Source organism: Desulfotignum balticum DSM 7044 (genome assembly GCF_000421285.1).
Classification (GTDB): domain Bacteria; phylum Desulfobacterota; class Desulfobacteria; order Desulfobacterales; family Desulfobacteraceae; genus Desulfotignum; species Desulfotignum balticum.
The window spans coordinates 2,858,044-2,878,634 of the sequence record NZ_ATWO01000001.1 but is presented as its reverse complement, the minus strand read 5'-3'; the positions used below and the strand labels follow the sequence as shown (position 1 = coordinate 2,878,634).

The following is a 20,591-nucleotide window of genomic DNA, read 5'->3' as shown; positions in this document are numbered from 1 at the left end:
ACAATAACCCCCATATTGAAGAAAATTTTCTTGTATTTGTCTATTTTTGATCCATGACCGCCTGTTGAAAAATACATCAACCCGATTCAACTGCATACCCTTACGATAAAAAATGGTGGTTTTTCACCATATGATCCTTTTTCATGGTCTGGTAAGGTGACAAAAACTGGCAACATACCGGATAATAAGGAGAAGAGACAGATGAAACATATAACAACACCCGGTAACATGCATCTGGCGGATGCATTCAACAAAAATGACCTCGATGCCTTGCTCAAACATGAGAACGCTGCATGCATCTCCATATATATCCCTACCCGCAGGAGCGGCAAAGAAAGCCTGCAAAATCAGATCCGTTTTAAGAATACCATGGAGAAGATCAAACCCATCGTTCCGGGCATTGACCTGGGCCCTGCCATGGCGCTGCTGGAGAACGGCAATGCCGCATTCTGGCAGTATCAAAAAGACGGGTTCGCCCTTTTTATGTCACCTGAACTGACGCGTGCCTTTCGGCTTTCCATGGACACGCCCGAAGTGGCAGTGGTGGCAGATCAGTTTCACCTGAAACCGGTTTTGCCCCTGGTGGCCTATGACACCACTTTTTTTATCCTTGCCCTCAGTCAGAATGAATGCCGGTTGTATCAGTGCACCCGGCAGCATTGTGATGAAATCACACCCGAAAATCTGCCGGACAGCCTGTCCCAGGCATTGCGGTTCGATCTTCAGGAAAAACAGCTCCAGTTTCATACCGCAAGCCAGACCAGCCAGACACCGGGCAGAAAAGCGGCGGTTTTCCATGGACAGGGTGGGGCTGATGATGAAGATAAAGACCGTATTCTGCGGTATTTTCAAGCCATTAACAACGCGTTGACCACCTTTTTGGGTCCGCGTTCGGATCTGCTGATCCTGGCGGGTGTGGATTATCTCCATGCCCTGTATCGAACCGCCAATACCTATCCTTACCTTGTAAAAGAAGGGATCATTGGAAATCCGGAAAATATGTCGGCACAGGACCTGCAAAAAGCGGCCTGGGAGATTGTGGCACCGCATACCCGCAAAGACCTGAACCAAGCGTTAAACACATATCACGATCTGAAGGGGTCAGGCAAAACTGCCAATGATCTGGCCCATATTCTTGAGCAGGCACCCACCGGGCAGGTGAAACACCTGATAGTCGCCCGGGATGTTGACCAATGGGGGCAGTTCAGCTGGGATGACGGACCGGTTTTTCATTCTGAAAAGCAGGCGCAAGACCAGGATCTGCTGAATGTGGCCGCATGCCATGCACTCAGAAACGGTGCGTCTGTATTTCCGGTGCCTTTGAAAGAGATGCCCGATGATTCGCCGGTGGCGGCTGTTTTTTATTAACACCCATGCATATAACAAGAAACAGGAGGAAAACACAATGGATCGCTTGAACGCTAAAACCGCATTGATTACGGGCGGTGCCCGGGGAATCGGCCGGGAAATCTGTAAACTGTTTGCCAGGGAAGGGGCATATGTGATCGTCACCGACATTATTGATGATGAAGGCGAACAGCTGGTTGAAGAAATCCGCCAAAACCAGGGCCGGGCAGAGTATCAGCATCTGGACACTTCTGATGAAAAAAATGTGGCCGATGTGATCTCGCCGGCTGACAGCCTTACCATCCTGGTGAACAACGCCGGCATTGCCGGTCCCAACAAACCCACCCATGAAATTGACGTACAGGAATGGGACAACCTGATGAACGTGAATGTCAGGGGGGTATTTTTGTGTACCAAATATGCCATTCCCCATATGCAGAAAAACAAGGGCGGCAGTATTATCAATCTTTCTTCCATTTACGGGATTGTCGGTGCACCGGACCTGCCCGCCTATCATGCATCAAAAGGGGCGGTCCGGTTGATGAGCAAGACAGATGCCTTGATTTATGCCAAACAGGGTATTCGCGTGAATTCCCTTCATCCCGGTTATATCTGGACCCCTTTGGTTGAAGAACTGGGCAAAGCTTCGGAAGAAGGGGTGGATGCCTTTCGAAAAAATCTGGACAGCAAGCATCCCGTCGGCCATGTGGGAAAGCCTGAGGATATTGCATATGGCGCCCTGTACCTTGCTTCGGATGAATCCGCATTTGTCACCGGCAGCGAGCTGGTCATTGACGGGGGCTACACCGCCCAGTAAAAGAAATAGCTGACTTTTTGACATCAACCGCTTTTTTGGGCGGTCTGCCGCGCAAGCAGTTCATGCTCACCTGTCAGAATGGTTTCAATGATGCTGTCCAGGGGCTGATCGGTCCGGACCGGCATGTGCACATCCGCTGACAAATGGTCAAAAGGGTCCATGCTCTTTCTTATGGCTGCAAAATGTTCCAGCCGTGCGTCAGATACCGTGGATTGATGTTCCCGGTTTTTGAGCCGGGACTTGATTTCCCGGTCCGGGCACCGGCATTCAACAAAAATGATGTTGGCAGATGTGTCCCGGGCCAGCTGCAGTATATCCTGCCGTTCTTTCTGCTTGCTGCAGGTGGCATCCAGGATCACAGAGCTGCCTTTTTCCAGCGCTGCCTGGGCCGTGACCAGCATTTTGCCATACACAAGCGAGGTGGCCTCCGGGGAATACATGCCCTTTTCAAACCCTGTTTTGCCGGATTTGTCAGGCAACTCCTCAAACAGGGTTTTGCGAAGTTCATCACTGCGGATCCAGGGTATGGAAAACAGTGCCGCCAGTTTTTCTGCCACCGTGCTTTTGCCTGCTGCAATCATGCCGCAGGTCACCCAGATGACCGGAAAAGCCATTTTCAGGGCATACTGGTAGGCCAGATCCAGATATTGTTCCATTTCATGAACGTGTTCAGCCTTTTTGGCATCATCGTGTGACGGCATGGCCTCAATCTGCAAATGATACACCTTTACCTGCACCATGGCCCGAAAGCATTTGTAAAAATCAATCACCTGCATCAAATCCGCGTCACTGGTTATTTTTACATACCGGCTGAGCAGAAAAAGGGCGGCCGGCCGGTATCCGAGAAAATCCATGTCCATGGACAGAAAAGCCAGATCCGATGCCGTGTCCTGGTAACGGAATGTGTGGTTGAATTCAATACAGTCCAGTATCTGAACGCCCTGATCATTGTAAATATGTTCTGTTTTTAAATCGCCATGGGTATCGCAGATATGGTTGTTTTCAATTCGGCGGTTAAATAACTCTTTATGGCGGTCCAGAAACATCCGGGTTGCGGTCTTTATCAGCTCAATTTTTTTTTTGTTGGTCCCGGTGTCGGAAAAATCAGGCAGCCGGTTGAAATTGTCCCGGCACTTTTGCCCGATGGCGTCAAACGAACCAAACTGATCCCTCTCCTTTTTTTTTAATGCAGATGCGTTATAAAAATCAGCCAGGGTATGGATCAGACGGTTGATGAATGATTCAGTCACCCGGTTTGATACAAGCAGGTATTCCAGGGTGTGTTCATCCGGCAACCGTCGCATTTTAACGGCGTAATCCACGGTTTCTCCGGTTGTGTTCAACCCATATCCGTTTCTGTCCCATGTGATTTTTTCAACCCCAAGATAGATGTCTGAGGTGAGCCGCTGATTCAACCGCACCTCTTCACAGCAGAATCTATAGCGCTTTTCCAGGGTGCTGAAATCAAGAAATCCCAGATTGACGGGTTTTTTGACTTTATAGACCCGATCACCGGCAAGAAAGACATCAGAGATATGTGTCTGCTTGTGTATAATCTCGGCGGGCTTGTGGGGATAAAAGTCAGCAGATGTCATTGCCGCAACCAGTGTGCCATGGTCGTATTTTTTCAAATCTTTATGCATGTGTTTACTCCCTTAGGGCCTGTTCCTGATGTTTTTTACCAAATCATATCGATACGGATGGGTAAAATAAATGGGTGTATTCCCCCATTTGACGCTGAAACATGTATTTGCATGAAGCCGCCGGTGTAAATACATGTTTTTCCTCATTGAAGATCATACCCGGAAAAACGATAATTGAAATCCAATCAAACAAGCGGAGGCATGGATTAATAGAAATGAAAAGAGAACCGTTATGAAGATTTGGCCAGGACAACCATATCCGCTGGGAGCTGTATTCGATGGTTCCGGCACCAATTTTTCCTTGTTTTCAGAGATTGCGGAGCGTGTACAGCTCTGCCTCTTTGACGAAAATGACAATGAAACACGTATCGATCTCACTGAGGTGACAGGGTATTGCTGGCATGGGTATCTGCCCTTTGTGGAGCCGGGCCAGCGGTATGGATTTCGAATCCACGGCCCGTGGGATCCCTCCCGGGGTTTTTGCTGCAATCCCGCCAAGCTGCTGCTGGATCCCTATGCCAAAGCCATGGATGGGAAAGTGCAATGGGATGAGGCAGTATTCCCCTATCCCTTTAGAGAGGGTCCCGGCATCCGCAGCGATACTGACAGTGCCCCTTTCATGCCCAAGTGTGTGGTGCACCAGCCCCATTTCGACTGGAGCGGAGACCGCCGCCTGCAGATTCCCTGGCATGATACCGTGATTTATGAAACCCATGTAAAAGGGTTCACCGTTCGCCATCCGGATGTTCCCCCTGAAATGGCCGGCACCTATGCAGGACTTGCCCATCCTGCGGTTGTTGAATACCTTAAAAACCTTGGGGTCACAGCGGTTGAACTGATGCCGGTGCATTTTTTCATCCAGGACAAACACCTGGTGGATCAGGGTCTGAAAAATTACTGGGGGTACAACTCCATCGGGTATTTTGCCCCCCACAACGAATATGCGGCAGACAACCGTCCCGGCGGTGTTGTGGCTGAATTCAAACAGATGGTGAAAATCCTTCACCAGGCCGGTCTGGAAGTGATTCTGGATGTGGTCTACAACCACACGGCAGAGGGAAATCACCTGGGTCCCATGCTCAGTTTCAAAGGAATCGACAACACCTATTATTACCGGCTTACTGAAGATCCGCAATACTATATGGATTATACCGGCACGGGCAACACATTGAATATGCGCAATCCCCATGTTCTGCAGCTTGTCATGGATTCTTTGCGGTACTGGATTCTGGAAATGCACGTGGACGGATTCCGGTTTGATCTGGCATCCACCCTGGCCAGGGAACTGCATGATGTGGACCGGCTGTCCGCTTTTTTCGACATCATCCAGCAGGACCCGGTCATCAGCCAGGTCAAGCTGATTGCCGAACCCTGGGATGTGGGTGAGGGCGGCTACCAGGTCGGCAATTTCCCGCCGGTTTGGACCGAATGGAACGGAAAATACCGGGACTGCGTCCGGGATTTCTGGCGGGGGGAGGACCAGACCATGGGCGAGTTTGCCGCCCGTTTTACAGGCAGTTCCGATCTGTATGAAAATACCTCCCGCCTGCCCTATGCCAGCATCAATTTCATCACGGCCCATGACGGGTTCTCCCTGCATGATCTGGTTTCCTATAATGAAAAGCATAACATGGCCAACGGCGAGGAAAATCGTGATGGAGAGGATCACAACCGTTCCTGGAACTGCGGTGAGGAGGGAGAAACAAACGACCCGGAGATACGCCGGCTGAGACACCGCCAAAAGCGAAATTTTCTGGCTACCCTGCTCCTTTCCCAGGGGGTGCCCATGCTTCTGGGCGGAGATGAACTGGGGCGGACCCAGCAGGGGAACAACAACGCCTATTGCCAGGACAATGAAATTTCCTGGTACAACTGGGAAAATGTGGACGAAGCACTCCATGATTTTTGCCGGAAACTTATTCAGTACCGCAAAGACCACCCTGTTTTCCGCCGCCGGGGATGGTTTCACGGCCGCTCGATTCATGGCAGCGAGGTCGACGACATCAGATGGTTCACCATGGAAGGAGAACAGATGGCTGAACAGGACTGGGGAGTGGAAGTCACAAAATCCCTGGGTGTTTTTTTGAATGGTGCCACCATTCCCAATCCCAATCCCCGGGGTGAACCTGTCATCGATGACAATTTTTACCTGATTTTCAATGCCTTTCATGATGTACTGCAATTTAAACTTCCCGGACCGGATTATGGCAATCTTTGGATAAAGGAAATCGATACTGAAACCGGGTGGCAGGAAGAGCCCCCGACACTCAAGGCAGGGGACGCGATCATGGTTGCGGCCCGTTCCCTGGTGGTGCTGCGCCATGAAATTTGAACCTGTTGCCACCTACCGACTCCAGATGCATCCCGGATTCGGCTTTGACCAGGCCGCAGAGATTGTGCCCTATCTGCATGATCTGGGTATCAGTCATATGTACACCTCCCCCTACCTCCAGGCAGCTGCCGGCAGCACCCACGGCTATGATATTGTGGATCCCGCACACGTCAATGCGGAACTCGGGGGAACCCAGGCTCATGCCCGCCTGTGTGAGACTATTCGTGCCGCAGGGCTTGGGCATATGATCGATGTGGTGCCCAACCATATGGCCGTTGCCGGGCGGCAGAATCCCTGGTGGTGGGATCTGCTGGAGAACGGACCGGCCAGCCGCTTTGCCGGGTTTTTTGATGTGGACTGGCACAGTGGCGCAAACCGATGGCCCGGCAAGCTTCTTTTGCCGGTTTTAGGAAATCACTATGGCCGCATCCTCGAGGATGGCGAACTGCAGTTGTCATATGAAGACGGGAATTTTGCCATTCATTATCATGAGCATCTGTTCCCTGTGGCACCTTCCAGTGCGGCCGAAATTTTGTCCACGGCCGGGGAAGATGACGGATCAAAAGAATCGCGCATCAAAACAGAGGTGACACGCCTGAACCATGATCCGGATGCCCTGGATACAGTCATTGAACAGCAGCATTACCGGCTGGCTTTCTGGCGCATGGCGGACACAGATCTTGGATACAGGCGGTTTTTCAACATCAGTGACCTGGCAGGAATAAGGGTTGAGGACAAAACGGTTTTCGCGGCTGTCCATGCCCTGCCTTTGGCCTGGGTTAAAAAAGGATGGGTCCAGGGGCTGCGCATTGACCATCCGGACGGTCTGTGGGACCCGGCCCAGTATTTTCACAGGCTGCAAAAGGCCTGCCCTGATGCCTGGATCGTGGTGGAAAAAATTCTTGAACCCAAAGAAAATCTTGCGTCAGACTGGCCGGTTGCCGGCACCACAGGATATGATTTCATGAATCTTGCAGGGGGGCTGTTTGTAAATCCTGCATCCGAGGAGGTGCTGACACAGCTGTATGCGGATTTTACAGGAATACAACAACCGTTTGAAGCACTGGTCCATGAATGCAAGCACCTGGTGCTCACCACTATCCTGCAAAGTGAGATCAGGCGCCTTACCAGTCTTTTTGAAGAAATCTGTGAAAGGCACCGACGTCACAGGGACTATTCCCGGCAGGAACTGCGCAGGGCCCTGTGTCAGACAGCCATCCATTTTCCAGTGTATAGGTCATATGTGTCTGCCTCAGAAAACAGGGTGTCTGAAGAGGACGAACACCATATCGATGCGGCCATTGAAGGGGCTGCAATGGTGCGTTCGGATCTTGACCCGGAACTGTTTTTATTTCTTAAAGACCTGCTTTTGCTGCAAACCAGAGGGGCCCTGGAAACAGAACTGGCCATGCGGTTCCAGCAACTGACCGGTCCGGCCATGGCCAAGGGCGTGGAAGATACCGCTTTTTACCGCTACCACCGCCTGATCTGCCTCAACGAGGTGGGAGGAGATCCCGGCCGGTTCACCGTAACTCTCCGGCAGTTCCATACGGCCTGTGCCCGTGCACAAAAAGAACATCCGCTGGGACTTTTGGCTTCCACCACCCATGATACCAAGCGCAGTGAAGATGTCCGGGCCCGGCTGGCCCTGCTTTCCGAGATCCCGGACCCATGGGCGGATGCGGTCCGCAGATGGGCTTCCAATAATGCCCGCCACCGTTCTGGCGGGGTGCCTGATGCCAATACCGAATACCTGTTGTACCAGACCCTGGTGGGGGCCTGGCCCATTGATCTGGAAAGAATCTGTGCCTATATGGAAAAAGCGGTCAAAGAAGCCAAGGTGCATACCTCCTGGACAGCTCCGAATAATGCGTATGAGCGCGGTCTGGCTGATTTTATCGCTGCCGTGCTGGCAGACAGGGCATTCTGCACAGACCTGGAAAATTTTGTTGCAGACCTGATTGCACCCGGCAGAATCAACAGCCTTGCCCAGACCCTGATCAAACTCACAGCCCCGGGGGTTCCGGACATCTACCAGGGCACTGAACTGTGGGATTTGAGCCTGGTGGACCCAGATAACCGCAGGCCCGTGGATTTTGCCCTGCGCCGCCGCCAGCTGGGCCAATTGCCCCAGCTGGACCCTGAAGCGATTATGGCCGGAATGGACAAAGGCCTGCCCAAGCTCTGGGTCATCCGGCAGATCCTGCATCTGCGCCGTGCCCATCCGGTACTTTTTGGTCCCCGGGCCGATTATTGCCCGTTGTATGCAACCGGCCAAAAAGCAGACCATCTGGTGGCGTTTTTCCGGGGACAGGCTGTGATCTCTCTGGCCCCAAGGCTTGTTATGGGTCTGAATAATGACTGGGACGATACCATTGTGGCACTGCCTTCGGGAAAATGGCACAATGTTCTGACAGGTGATGAAGCGGACGGTGGTGCTGTAAGGCTTCAGGAACTGCTGCGTCGTTTTCCTGTCGGCCTGCTGATGAAAAGGAAATAACTGCCATGACAGATATGCGTGTCTGGGCCCCAAAGGCCGGAAAAGTAACATTGCACAGCAATGACCAGGTGCTTGCCATGACACAGGATGCAGGCGGCTGGTGGCATGTGGATGCCCCCTTTATGCACCACGGCGTTGATTATGCCTTTGCCGTGGACGGCAACGGACCGTTTCCGGATCCGCGTTCTTTCTGGCAGCCCAACGGGATACACGGGTTTTCCAGATGGGTGGACCATTCTGTCTTTGAGTGGACTGATGCCGGCTGGCAGCAGCCGCCTCTGGGATCAGCCGTCATCTATGAACTGCACCTGGGAACCTTCACCTCTGAGGGAACATGTGAGGCAGCTGTCGGCCGCCTGGATCATCTGGTGACACTGGGTATCACCCATGTGGAACTGATGCCCGTGGCCCAGTTTTCCGGTGACCGCGGATGGGGCTACGACGGTGTGGATCTGTACGCTCCCCACCAGGCATACGGTGGCCCAGAAGGGCTGAAACGCCTGGTGGATGCCTGTCACCAGCGCGGTCTGGCCGTGCTGCTCGATGTGGTGTACAACCATCTGGGGCCTGCGGGAAATTATCTGAACCAGTTTGGGCCGTATTTCACAGACCGGTATGCCACCCCCTGGGGGGATGCGGTCAATTTTGATGAACGTGACAGCAGTGAAGTGCGGCAATTTTTTATAGACAATGCCGTCATGTGGCTCAAGGACTACCACTTTGACGGGCTGCGTATCGATGCGGTCCATGCCATCCTGGATACATCTGCCATTCATTTTCTGGAAGCGCTTGCCAATGCCGTAAAAAATCTGGAAACAGCCCTGGGCCGGCATCTTGTGCTCATCGCAGAAAGCGATCTGAATGACCCCCGGGTGATCCGTTCTCCAGCGGTGGGGGGATACGGCATTGATGCCCAGTGGAACGAGGATTTTCACCACGCTCTGCATGCGGTGCTGACCGGGGAAAATCAGGGCTATTATCAGGATTTCGGCACCCTGGCCCAGCTGGCAAAGGTCTTGACCCGGGGGTTGGCGTATGACGGATGTTATTCGGCTTACCGCCGCCGCTGTCATGGACGGCCCGCCACCGGAATTTCCGGCACCCGGTTTGTGGGATGTCTGCAAAACCATGACCAGGTGGGCAACCGTGCCCTGGGCGAGCGCACAAGCCGGCTGCTTTCACCGGGCCTGCTGAAAATCGGTGCTGCCCTGGTCATGACGTCTTCTTTTGTGCCCATGCTGTTTCAGGGGGAAGAATGGGGGGCCTCAACACCATTTCTGTATTTTACCGATCACCGGGAACCTGAACTGGGAGAAGCGGTGAAGCGCGGCCGGCGCAAAGAATTTGCCGCATTCGGATGGGAAAGCGAAGAGATCCCCGATCCCCAGGATGAAGAAACCTTTGCGCAATCCAGGCTCAACTGGGAGGAACGGCAAGAGGAGAACAGCAGGCACATGCTGGCGTGGCATCAATCGCTCATTGCGCTGCGGCGCCGCCTGTCATGCTTGACTGATGGAGAAACTGAACAGGTATCTGTTATATTTGATGAAACAGAGCGCTGGCTGACCATGACACGGGGACCGGTGCTGCTGGCGTGCAATTTTGCAGATGCACCCAGGATAATTTCCTGTGCCGCAGCAAAAGATAAAACAATGGTTCTGTCATCAGAAGACGGCTTTGTTGTTGAAAATACCACACTCATGTTTCCAGCGCAGTCGGTTGCAATACTGGTCGGATGAAAAAGACAATCACATTTATGAGGAGCAAAAAGATGGCTAAGAAAAAAAAGAAACGCGTTATTTTCAGGGTTTTTGCCCCGGAAGCCCAAAAGGTGATGCTTTCCGGAACTTTTAATCAGTGGTCCCAGGATTTGGATCCCATGAAAAAAGATGAAACAGGGACATGGGAAAAAATAAAAATTCTGCCAAAAGGCACCTATGAATACAAGTTCATTGTGGATGGAGAATGGACCTGCGATCCTAATTGTCCTGACGTTGTTTGTGATGATCAGGGCGCGGAAAACAACCAGATTGTCGTGTGAACGGTTATGGAAACGACAGATTTGTTCCAAGAAATCACACCATTAAATTACACCATAAAAGGAGAGAGAGCAATGAGCAAGAAAGAAGCGTATGAAAAAAAATTAGAGGCACAGCTGAAAGAATGGAAAACCGATATCGATAAGTTGAAGGCCAAAGCTGACAAGGCAGATGCCAAGGCCAAACTTGAATATTACAAGCAGATCGAAGAGTTGCGCACCAAACAGGAAGCGGCCCAGAAAAAGCTGACAGAACTTAAAGCGGCTGGTGGAGATGCATGGGAAGATCTTAAAGCCGGTATTGACCTTGCGTGGGGTTCACTGGGAGAGGCTGTAAAATCCGCCAGATCCAGATTCAAATAGCGGGTTGTTTAAAAGACAATCCCAATGGGTTTATTCTGCGTGATCTGCAGGTCATAGCTGATAGGAAAATGAATCCAGGGTTGAAAAAAAGACAGTGTTTGCAGGAGATATAGTATGAATACCGCAAAACAAGACAATTACGTACGATGGTTTGAAGATCTGAATTCAGAAGATGTCGGCCGGGTCGGGGGCAAGAATGCGTCGCTGGGGGAGATGGTCCGGGCCCTTAAAAAAAAGGATATCCGTGTTCCGGACGGCTTTGCCACGACTACAACCGCCTTTTGGGCATTCATTGAAAAAAACCAGCTGCAGGATAAGATCACAAAACTGCTCAAAACCTATCAGCAAAAAGAGGCATCACTGCAAAAAACGGGGCAGGCCATCCGGAACTTGTTCAACCAGGGAGAAATGCCGGAGGATGTGGCACAGGCAATCTTTTCTGCCTATAAAGATCTTGCCGGGCGTTACAATGTAAAAGAAGTGGACGTGGCGGCCCGCTCCAGCGCCACGGCCGAGGACATGCCCAAGGCCAGTTTTGCCGGACAGCAGGAATCTTTTTTGAATGTAACCGGTGAAAAGGCATTGCTCACAGCCTGCAAAAAATGCTTTGCCTCCCTTTTCACTGATCGGGCAATCTCCTACCGGGAGGAAAAGGGATTTGACCACCTGAAGGTGGCCCTCTCCGTCGGTGTTCAGAAAATGGTCCGTTCCGATCTGGCCGGTTCCGGGGTATTGTTCACCCTGGATACTGATTCCGGGTTTCCGGATGTAATCCTGATCAACGCGGCCTGGGGCCTTGGCGAGAATGTGGTCCAGGGTACGGTCAATCCGGATCAGTATACGGTTTTCAAACCATTTCTGGCAAAGGAGGGCATTGATCCTATTATTGAAAAAACCCGTGGTTCCAAGGAAAAGAAAATGGTGTATGCCAAAACCAGGCCCACCAAAAATCTGAATACTTCCAAAGAGGAGCGTGAATCCTTTGTGTTGACGAACCGCGAGATCATGCAGCTTGCCCGTTGGGGCATGGAGATTGAAAAACACTATGACACCCCCATGGATATCGAATGGGCCAAGGACGGTGAGCAGGGAGATCTGTTCATTGTACAGGCCAGGCCGGAAACCGTGCAGTCCCGGAAAACCGTTGGAAACATGAAGACATATACGCTCACACAAGATCCGGGAGAGCATCTGGTTACCGGACTGGGTATCGGCCAGGCCATTGCCCCAGGAAAGGTCAGTGTCATCAAGAGTGCACAGCAGATCGATCAGTTTCAAACCGGTGCTGTGCTGGTAACCACCATGACCGATCCGGACTGGGTCCCGATCATGAAGCGCGCTGCAGCCATTGTCACTGATCAGGGGGGGCGCACCTCCCATGCCGCCATTGTCAGCCGCGAGCTGGGAATCCCCGCCATTGTGGGCGCAGAGAATGCCACTCAGATCCTCAGGCAGGACCAGGAAGTGACGGTTTCCTGTGCCGAAGGAGACAAGGGGTATGTGTATGCCGGAAAACTGGAATTTGAAACAAAGGAATTGAACCTGGATGATATTCCGGAAACAAAGACCCAAATCATGCTGAATATCGGGACTCCCCAAGCGGCCATGCGCTGGTGGAAACTGCCCTGCAAGGGGGTGGGCCTGGCCCGCATGGAATACCTGATCAACAATGTGATCAAGATCCATCCGTTGGCCCTGGCCCGCTTTGATACGGTTGAAGACAAGGATGCCAGAGACAAAATTGAGAAATTGACATGGGAATATGAGGACAAAACCGCGTATTTTGTGGAACTTCTGGCCCGGGGCATTGCCACCATCGCAGCCTCCCGGTATCCCCACCAGGTGATTGTGCGCATGAGCGACTTCAAAACCAATGAATATGCTGATTTGATCGGCGGCAGCCAGTTCGAACCCAGAGAGGAAAATCCCATGCTCGGGTGGCGCGGGGCATCAAGGTATTACAGTGAAGACTACCAGGACGGGTTTGCCCTGGAATGCCGGGCCATCCGCCGGGTGCGGGAAGATATGGGATTTGCCAATGTGACCATCATGATTCCTTTCTGCCGCACCCCGGCCGAGGCGGACAAGGTGATGGATGTCCTGGATAAAAATGGACTGAGGCGGGGTGAAAAAGATCTTCAGGTGTATATCATGGCGGAGATACCCACCAATATTCTGGAAGCTGAGGCCTTTGCCGAACGATTCGACGGATTTTCCATCGGATCCAATGATCTCACCCAGCTGACCCTGGGCATCGGACGTGATTCACAAAAGCTGGCCCCTTTGTTTGATGAAAGCGAAGCCTCTGTCAAGATATTGATCCGTATGCTCATTGAAGCCGCGCACAAGGCCGGCCGCAAGGTGGGGATCTGCGGGGAAGCACCCAGCAATGACACCGAGTTTGCCGCCTTTCTGGTGGAAGCTGGTATCGATTCCATCTCGCTGCAGCCCGACAGTGTCCTCCAGGTCATAAGGCGCGTGGCCGAAATGGAACAAAACTGATCGTGGACACGTCCGGAGAGGCCCTGGAAAAGGCATGCAAAGAAGGGGTATATATGATCAAGCCCAATATCGGTGAATTCAGGAAACTGGCAGCCGGTACTGCAGCCGTCATGACGACCGGCACACAATTGTGCCGAAAAGAAGACACACAAAGATTGTTTGAAACCATGATTTCAGAAAGCTGATAACGCACAGACAATACACTGAAGAATGGCTTTATGGCCTTTTTTTTAAAGAAAACAAAAAGGAAAGAACTATGACAACCAACGTAGCAATCAATGGCCTTGGCAGAATAGGAAGAGCAATCCTTAAAATAATACTGGAAACTCCGGAGCTTGAACTTGTGGCATTGAACGATCTGCTGCCTGTGGATAATTTTGCCTATTTGTTGAAATATGATTCCGTATACGGCCGGTATGAAAAAGAGGTAAGGGCCAATAAAGATGATCTGCAGATAGATGGAAAGCAATACCGTATGTTCAATGAAAAGGATCCGGCTGAACTTCCATGGGAAGCGCTTGATATTGATATTGTTTTTGAGTGCACCGGTGTTTTTCGAAAAAAACAAGACCTGGAAAAGCATCTGAAAGCCGGTGCAAAACGGGTTTTTCTTTCAGCTCCCGAGAAAACCGGCGAAGTGGAAATGGTGGTGCACGGGGTGAACCAGTTGGAGGGATCTCCCAGGATGGTCTCCTGTGCAAGCTGTACCACCAACTGCATCAGCCCGGTGGTTGAAATTCTGGGAAGAAGAGTTGGCATAAAAAAGGCCATGATGACCACGATTCACGCGTATACATCAAGCCAGTCCCTCATGGACTCGCCCAGAAACAAATGGCGGCGGGGAAGGGCGGCAGCCGTCAATTTTGTGCCGACATCCACGGGCGCGGCCCAGGCCACCACAAAAGTGTTGCCGCAATACAGCGGAAAATTTGACGGTGTCGCGGTTCGCGGTCCGGTGCCGGCAGGTTCCTTAACTGATCTGGTCTTTGTGACGGAGCGGGATGTGACAGTAGAAGAGGTCAATGGAATTTTTCAGGAAGAATCTCAAACCGAACGTTACCGGGGAATTCTGGGTGTGGCACAGGATCCCATTGTTTCTTCGGACATCATCAAAGACCCCCGGGCTTCCATTGTTGATCCGAGCATGACCCAGGTGGTGGACGGCGATCTGCTCAAGGTGATGAGCTGGTATGATAACGAATGGGGATATGCATGCCAGATGGTCAGGGAAGCTGTGAAAACAATGCATTGAAACGGATTGTGAAACGGGTCGAAAAACAAAAAAGCTTTTATTGGAAGGGAATCATGAAAAACAAATTTTTCACATTTTTTATCTCGGTGATTCCGGTGGTTTTGATGCCGTTTTTCTCTGGATGCACCCACAGGCCGGTGGACCGGTCTATGGGTGGATGGGGCCATATGATGGGATATGGCGGCTATGGAGGAATTTTTATGTGGATTTTGATAATCAGTGTTGTCGCGGTTGTTCTTTACTTTGTTATTAACCGCGGCAAAACAACCGGAACTTCGACAGGTTCGGAAAAAGAAAGCCCGTCGGAAATTTTAAAGAAACGGTACGCCAAAGGTGAGATAACAAAAGAAGAGTTTGATAAGCTTAAAAAAGACATTGAAACCTGAGTTCGGTTCCAGATGTTTGGTCTGGTTGGAACGGTGAAAAAAATAAAACGACAAAACAAGGAGAAGGCAAATGAGGTATGCAAAAATAAGCAGCGCAATATGTGTGTGGGTTTTAATGGTCATGTTTGTCACAATGCCGGCGGGTTTTGCCAAATCCCACGAGGACAACACCACGGTCAAATCGGTTCAACAGGAAGCACAGGATCTGCTCGAAGCCCTCAAAGACTATACAGCTGATCAGCGTGATGAGGCGATTGAACGGTCTAAAACAGCATTGGATATACTGGACAGACGGATTGATGAACTGGAAACTGATATCGCAGACAACTGGGATCAAATGAGCAGTGCGGCCCGTGAAAAAACCCGGGAAAGCCTCAAAACACTGCGAAAAAAACGGAATGATGTGGCTGAGAAATACGGCAGTCTGAAAGCCAGTTCCACCAGTGCATGGGAAGAAATGAAACAAGGGTTTTCAGATGCCTATGAAGATCTCAGCGATGCATGGGCAAAGTCTGTAAATGAATTTGATAAAAACAATTCAGATAAATAAAACCAATAAATGAATAATAAAGACACCGAATACCCGGCTTTGGATGGCAAATCACCCTGGATGCTCGAAGCGAAGGAGGCGGTTGAACAGCTTGCCTCACATTCTGATGACGGGCTGAACCCGAAACAGGCCCGCAGCCGGTTGGAAAAATATGGTCCCAACCGGATTGAAGCCGCCAAACAGCGTTCCGCATGGCAGATATTTACTGCCCAGATCAAGAATCTCATTGTACTGCTCCTGGCTGCGGCTGCCGGCATATCTTTCATTCTCGGTCAGTTCCTGGAAGGGATCGCCATTCTGGTGGCGTTGATCGTCAATGTGTTCATCGGGTTCGGCACCGAACTGCGTGCCATGCGGTCCATGGAAGCCTTGCAGCAGATGACCCGGAGGCATGCCAAAGTGCTGCGCCAGTCAGAGATCCAAAAAATCGAGGCCGCCAAACTGGTTCCCGGTGACATTGTGGTTCTGGAAGGCGGAGATGTGATCCCGGCTGATCTCAGGCTGATCGAGGCCAACCGGATCAAAGCCGATGAATCTGCCTTGACCGGAGAGTCTGTGCCGGTGGACAAGGATGTGGCGGCCCTGGCCGAAGATACCCCCCTTGCCGAGCGAAACAACATGCTTTTCAACGGCACGGCCCTGACCCAGGGATCAGGAAAAGGCGTGGTCGTGGCCACGGGCATGTCCACCCAGCTGGGGCATATTTCACGGCTGGCCGAGGGTGCCCAGGAAGAGGTCCTGACACCGCTGGAAAAGCGGCTGAACAGCCTGGGGCAGAAACTGATCTGGGTCACCCTGGGTATTGCCGTATTGATAGGAGTGACAGGCGTGATGGCCGGCAAAGATCTGGTGGTGATTTTCAAAACATCTGTCGCACTGGCAGTTGCTGCCATTCCGGAGGGGCTGCCCATCGTGGCCACCATTGCACTGGCCAGAGGGATGTGGCGGATGGCCAAAAAAAATGCGCTGGTCAACAGGCTTTCTGCCGTGGAAACCTTAGGTTCAACCAGCATTATCTGCGCGGACAAGACCGGCACCCTGACGGAAAACAAGATGACTGTGTCAACCCTGGTCCTGGTCGATTCAGAAGAGGTGATGCACGTCAGGTGGAATCCGGACGAAGACCCGCCGTTTTCTGTTAAAAAGGATGTGAAAACCGATGATTCCCTGAACACGCATATGAAAGATATAATGACCATCGGCATGCTGTGCAGCAATGCCCAGCTGTCAGAAAACGGGGAAGATGTGGGTGATCCCATGGAACTTGCCCTGCTGCAGGCCGGGAAAAAGCTTGGACTGCATCGGGAGGACCTGCTGGCATCCTATCCTGAAAAAAAAGAGGAGGCCTTTAGTCCTGAGACAAAAATGATGGCCACCTGGCATACCCGGGAGCAGGACAAGATGGTGGCGGTTAAAGGTGCGCCTGAAGCCGTGCTTGATGCATCCACCCAGGTTCTGACAACCGATGGACAAACCCGGAAAATGGATGAAACAGTGTATGAAAAACTGTTGCAGGCAAATGAAGCCCTGGCGGATGAAGGGCTCAGGGTTTTAGGCATCGCCCGCAAATCCACGGATGCGGTGCAAAATGATCCCTATTCATCGTTGACGTTCATGGGGTTTGCGGGACTTTTGGATCCACCCCGGAAAAACATCCGGAAGGTCATCGACACACTCAGGCAGGCCGGGGTGCGGGTGGTCATGGTGACCGGAGACCATCCTGGGACTGCATTTGCCATCGCACAAAAGCTGAACCTGCCCGGGGATGGGGAGGCAGTGATACATGGGGATACGCTCAAGCCGCCTGCAGACTACACGTCAAAAGAACGTCACAATCTCCTGCAATCTTCTGTTTTTGCGCGCATCTCTCCGGAGCAGAAACTCAATCTTGTTTCGCTTTTTCAGGCCGACGGGTCTGTGGTGGCCATGACAGGCGACGGGGTGAATGATGCCCCGGCCCTGACCAAGGCTGATATCGGCGTGGCCATGGGCAGACGTGGTACACAGGTGGCCCGGGAGGCGGCAGACATTGTGCTCAAAGATGACAATTTCGCCACCATCGCCCTGGCCATGGAGCAGGGCAGGGTCATATTCAGCAACATCCGCAAGTTTATTGTTTTTTTGCTTTCCGGGAACGTGGGTGCCATTCTGATCGTGGGTCTGGCCATGCTTTTCGGCAGTATATTACCGCTGTTGCCGTTGCAGATTCTTTATTTGAACATGATCAGTGATGTGTTTCCGGCCCTGGCACTGGGCGTGGGCAAAGGAGAACCCTCGGTGATGGACAGGCCGCCCAGGCCCGCCAGCGAACCTGTTGTGACCAGGGCCCTCTGGATAACAATTTTTGGTTATGGATCGCTCATTGCCGTAACAGCGCTTACCGGTTTCTGGATATCTTTGGAAAAAATGTCTTTGTCCGGGGAACGCGCTGTGACCATAACCTTCCTCATTTTGGCTTTCACCCGAACCTGGCATGTGTTCAACATGCGTGATGCAGAATCCGGTGTGATCTTCAACGATGTGACACGCAATCTTTTTGTATGGGGTGCCGTGATTCTGAGCGTTGTGCTCCTGGTTTTTGCTGTTTACTTTCCGCCGTTGTCACGGGTTTTGACCATGGTGGTGCCCACTTCCTTCCAGTGGCTGTTTATCCTCGGCATGAGCTTCATTCCTTTGGTGGTTGTGCAGGTTTTGAAACAAGGGACATTGTTTTACAAAGGAACAGTTGAAAAAGGAAATTCAAGTGACCCTTCTGAAAGAAAATGATAATTGCTGGTGTCTTGCGCATGCGCAAAAAGCCGCTTTTTTAATTGATGGCGCTGCCTACTTTTCAGCAGTGGCAGATGCCATGGAGCAGGCAAAGAAAACCATTTTTATTGCCGCATGGGACATTGACAGCCGGATTGCCCTGCTGCGGGGCAATGGGATCCCGGATGACCAGACAGATCTTGGCGCTTTTCTCAATGACAAGGTGAAACGAACACCCGAACTGCATGTGTATATCCTGAACTGGGATTTTCCCATGCTGTATGTGCGGGAGCGTGAATGGCTCCCGATCCTGAAACTGGGATGGAAAACCCATGGGCGGATATTCTATCACCAGGATGATCAGCATCCGGTGGGGGCATCTCAGCATCAGAAACTGGTGGTGATCGACAATCAAGTGGCATTTTGCGGGGGACTTGATTTGACAAACAGCCGGTGGGACACACCTGAACACCGGCTGCACGATCCCCTGAGGACAACACCGGAAGGGGAGCCATACCCACCGTTTCATGATATTCAGATGGCCGTGCAGGGAGAGGCGGCTGAAAAACTGGGCCAATTGTTTACAGACCGCTGGCAATGGGCGACCGGTTACAGTATTGCATTGCCAAAAACCGCATCCGCTCCTCCATGGCCCGAAAACCTGCCGCCGGATCTGTTGGATATACAGATGGGAATCTCCCGGACACTGCCGGCATACAAAGGCCGGGATCCGGTCCTGGAAGTCGAAACGCTTTACACAGACGGCATCAAAGCGGCAGAAAAAGCCATTTATATCGAAACCCAGTATCTGACATCCGCCAAAATAGCCGGAGCGCTTGAAGACAGCCTTTCACAGGAACAGGGACCTGACATCTGTATCGTTCTTCCCAGAGAATCCAGCGGATGGCTGGAACAGAGCACCATGGATTCCATACGGGCACGGGTGTTGAAACAGCTGTCTGCGGCAGATGACCACCACCGCCTGCAGGTGTTTTATCCGGCCCTGGATGATGAAAAAACCGCTTTGTATGTCCATGCAAAACTGATGATTGTTGATGACCGGCTGGCATTGATCGGCTCTGCCAATGTAAGCAACCGGTCCATGCGCTTTGATTCTGAATGCGTTTTGGCTGTTGCGGCAAAAGAAGATGACAGCGTTGGGCAAGCCATTCTTTCTCTGCGCAACCGGCTGTTGGCTGAACACCTTGACAAACCCGTTGATGGTGTGGTCAAGGCGTTTGCCAGACAGGGTGCAATGAATCAGACCATTGCATCCTTGTCTGAGTCTTCCGGCCGCAGGTTGCAAAAACTGTCATTTGACCAGGCCCTGCCCGTTGACGGCGCAGCAATTGTCCGGGACCATGAACTTCTTGACCCGGAAACCCCCATTGCCTTTGACCGTATGATGGATCGGTTTGCCAGAAATGAACAGGGTACGTCCAGAGTGCCCCAGGTAATGAAGCTGGCAGGGGTGCTGCTGATTCTGCTTTCGCTGGCTGCGGCCTGGCGATGGTCGCCTCTGGCTGAATGGGCCACAAGAGAAAACCTGGCTGCCTGGGCTGAAAAAATCCAGGACCAGCCCCTGTCTTTTCTGATTGTCCTGGGGGTATATGTTGCCGGCGGATTTTTGATGGTTCCGGTCACCTTGCTGGTGGGGGTGACCGCCATGGTGTTTGATCCCGTTATGGGTGTGCTTTATGCCTTGAGCGGCTGCCTGGTGAGTGCGCTGACCACCTTCTGGGCAGGGGCCGGTCTGGGAAAGCAGATGGTCCGAAAAGTGGCGGGAAAAAAGTTGAATCATATCAGCCGGCAAATGGCCAGACAAGGTATTTTAACAGTGGCGCTTATCAGAAATATTCCGGTTGCCCCGTTTTCCCTGGTCAATCTCATCGCCGGGGCCTCCCATATCCGGCTCAAAGATTATCTTCTGGGCACGGCTGCGGGCATGCTGCCGGGCATTCTGGTCATTACCATATTTGCAGACCGTCTGCTGCATACCATACAGCATCCCGGCTGGGTGAATGGCCTCATTGCAGCAGCCCTGGCAGTTGTGATGATTGCAGGAAATATATGGGTAACAAAGCGGTTGTCCGGCAAAGGGGGGAAAAAATAA

15 protein-coding genes are annotated in these 20,591 nt (G+C 51.9%); 14 read left to right on the top strand and 1 reads right to left on the bottom strand.

Annotated elements, in window-relative coordinates:
- Positions 1 to 201 precede the first annotated feature (201 nt).
- Positions 202 to 1,368: a baeRF7 domain-containing protein gene (locus tag K365_RS0114335; RefSeq protein ID WP_024335127.1), complete on the top strand. Its 1,167-nt coding sequence runs from the start codon at positions 202 to 204 to the stop codon at positions 1,366 to 1,368.
- Positions 1,369 to 1,405: 37 nt separating this feature from the next.
- Positions 1,406 to 2,164 (top strand): SDR family NAD(P)-dependent oxidoreductase, encoded by a 759-nt coding sequence (locus K365_RS0114330; protein ID WP_006964594.1) that lies wholly within the window; start codon positions 1,406 to 1,408, stop codon positions 2,162 to 2,164.
- Positions 2,165 to 2,187: 23 nt separating this feature from the next.
- Here K365_RS0114330 and K365_RS0114325 read toward each other — a convergent pair whose 3' ends face one another.
- Positions 2,188 to 3,807 (bottom strand): bifunctional aminoglycoside phosphotransferase/ATP-binding protein, encoded by a 1,620-nt coding sequence (locus tag K365_RS0114325; RefSeq protein WP_024335126.1) that lies wholly within the window; start codon positions 3,805 to 3,807, stop codon positions 2,188 to 2,190.
- 232 nt (positions 3,808 to 4,039) lie between these two features.
- Here K365_RS0114325 and glgX point away from each other — a divergent pair, with 232 nt between their 5' ends.
- The 12 genes from glgX (at position 4,040) to K365_RS0114265 (ending at position 20,591) form a co-directional block, all read left to right on the top strand.
- Positions 4,040 to 6,139 carry a glycogen debranching protein GlgX gene (glgX, locus tag K365_RS0114320; RefSeq protein WP_024335125.1) on the top strand — a complete coding sequence of 700 codons (2,100 nt, stop codon included), beginning with the start codon at positions 4,040 to 4,042 and terminating at the stop codon, positions 6,137 to 6,139.
- Positions 6,129 to 8,639, top strand: a complete 2,511-nt coding sequence (gene treY, locus K365_RS0114315; protein WP_029725352.1) for a malto-oligosyltrehalose synthase — start codon at positions 6,129 to 6,131, stop codon at positions 8,637 to 8,639. The genes glgX and treY overlap by 11 nt, the downstream gene beginning before the upstream one ends.
- 5 nt (positions 8,640 to 8,644) lie before the next feature.
- Positions 8,645 to 10,378 carry a malto-oligosyltrehalose trehalohydrolase gene (gene treZ / locus K365_RS0114310; protein ID WP_024335124.1) on the top strand — a complete coding sequence of 578 codons (1,734 nt, stop codon included), beginning with the start codon at positions 8,645 to 8,647 and terminating at the stop codon, positions 10,376 to 10,378.
- A gap of 32 nt (positions 10,379 to 10,410) precedes the next feature.
- Complete coding sequence (locus K365_RS0114305) at positions 10,411 to 10,680, top strand: glycogen-binding domain-containing protein (protein ID WP_034625018.1); 270 nt, start codon at positions 10,411 to 10,413, stop codon at positions 10,678 to 10,680.
- A 72-nt stretch (positions 10,681 to 10,752) separates the two neighbouring features.
- Positions 10,753 to 11,040 (top strand): sll1863 family stress response protein, encoded by a 288-nt coding sequence (locus K365_RS0114300; protein ID WP_024335122.1) that lies wholly within the window; start codon positions 10,753 to 10,755, stop codon positions 11,038 to 11,040.
- Positions 11,041 to 11,154: 114 nt separating this feature from the next.
- The gene (gene ppsA, locus K365_RS0114295; RefSeq protein ID WP_024335121.1) at positions 11,155 to 13,542 is read left to right on the top strand and encodes a phosphoenolpyruvate synthase; all 2,388 of its coding nucleotides are present in this window, start codon (positions 11,155 to 11,157) and stop codon (positions 13,540 to 13,542) included.
- Positions 13,543 to 13,544: 2 nt separating this feature from the next.
- Complete coding sequence (locus K365_RS0114290) at positions 13,545 to 13,727, top strand: hypothetical protein (protein ID WP_024335120.1); 183 nt, start codon at positions 13,545 to 13,547, stop codon at positions 13,725 to 13,727.
- Between the two features lie 71 nt (positions 13,728 to 13,798).
- Positions 13,799 to 14,794: a type I glyceraldehyde-3-phosphate dehydrogenase gene (gene gap / locus K365_RS0114285; protein WP_024335119.1), complete on the top strand. Its 996-nt coding sequence runs from the start codon at positions 13,799 to 13,801 to the stop codon at positions 14,792 to 14,794.
- A complete protein-coding gene (locus K365_RS0114280; protein WP_245569179.1) occupies positions 14,755 to 15,180 on the top strand; it encodes an SHOCT domain-containing protein in 426 nt (141 codons plus the stop codon). The genes gap and K365_RS0114280 overlap by 40 nt, the downstream gene beginning before the upstream one ends.
- A gap of 121 nt (positions 15,181 to 15,301) precedes the next feature.
- Complete coding sequence (locus K365_RS0114275; RefSeq protein ID WP_245569178.1) at positions 15,302 to 15,730, top strand: sll1863 family stress response protein; 429 nt, start codon at positions 15,302 to 15,304, stop codon at positions 15,728 to 15,730.
- A 9-nt stretch (positions 15,731 to 15,739) separates the two neighbouring features.
- Entirely contained in the window at positions 15,740 to 18,496 is a 2,757-nt protein-coding gene (locus K365_RS0114270) for a cation-translocating P-type ATPase (RefSeq protein WP_024335116.1), read from the top strand.
- Positions 18,474 to 20,591 (top strand): VTT domain-containing protein, encoded by a 2,118-nt coding sequence (locus K365_RS0114265; protein WP_024335115.1) that lies wholly within the window; start codon positions 18,474 to 18,476, stop codon positions 20,589 to 20,591. Before K365_RS0114270 ends, K365_RS0114265 begins: the two co-directional genes overlap by 23 nt.

Coding starts and splice junctions, on each gene's coding strand:
- treZ (WP_024335124.1), top strand. CDS start 8,645: ATGACAGATATGCGTGTCTGGGCCCCAAAGGCCGGAAAAGTAACATTG.
- ppsA (WP_024335121.1), top strand. CDS start 11,155: ATGAATACCGCAAAACAAGACAATTACGTACGATGGTTTGAAGATCTG.
- K365_RS0114305 (WP_034625018.1), top strand. CDS start 10,411: ATGGCTAAGAAAAAAAAGAAACGCGTTATTTTCAGGGTTTTTGCCCCG.
- glgX (WP_024335125.1), top strand. CDS start 4,040: ATGAAGATTTGGCCAGGACAACCATATCCGCTGGGAGCTGTATTCGAT.
- K365_RS0114300 (WP_024335122.1), top strand. CDS start 10,753: ATGAGCAAGAAAGAAGCGTATGAAAAAAAATTAGAGGCACAGCTGAAA.
- K365_RS0114335 (WP_024335127.1), top strand. CDS start 202: ATGAAACATATAACAACACCCGGTAACATGCATCTGGCGGATGCATTC.
- K365_RS0114270 (WP_024335116.1), top strand. CDS start 15,740: ATGAATAATAAAGACACCGAATACCCGGCTTTGGATGGCAAATCACCC.
- K365_RS0114325 (WP_024335126.1), bottom strand. CDS start 3,807: ATGCATAAAGATTTGAAAAAATACGACCATGGCACACTGGTTGCGGCA.
- K365_RS0114330 (WP_006964594.1), top strand. CDS start 1,406: ATGGATCGCTTGAACGCTAAAACCGCATTGATTACGGGCGGTGCCCGG.
- K365_RS0114275 (WP_245569178.1), top strand. CDS start 15,302: ATGTTTGTCACAATGCCGGCGGGTTTTGCCAAATCCCACGAGGACAAC.
- gap (WP_024335119.1), top strand. CDS start 13,799: ATGACAACCAACGTAGCAATCAATGGCCTTGGCAGAATAGGAAGAGCA.
- treY (WP_029725352.1), top strand. CDS start 6,129: ATGAAATTTGAACCTGTTGCCACCTACCGACTCCAGATGCATCCCGGA.
- K365_RS0114280 (WP_245569179.1), top strand. CDS start 14,755: ATGCCAGATGGTCAGGGAAGCTGTGAAAACAATGCATTGAAACGGATT.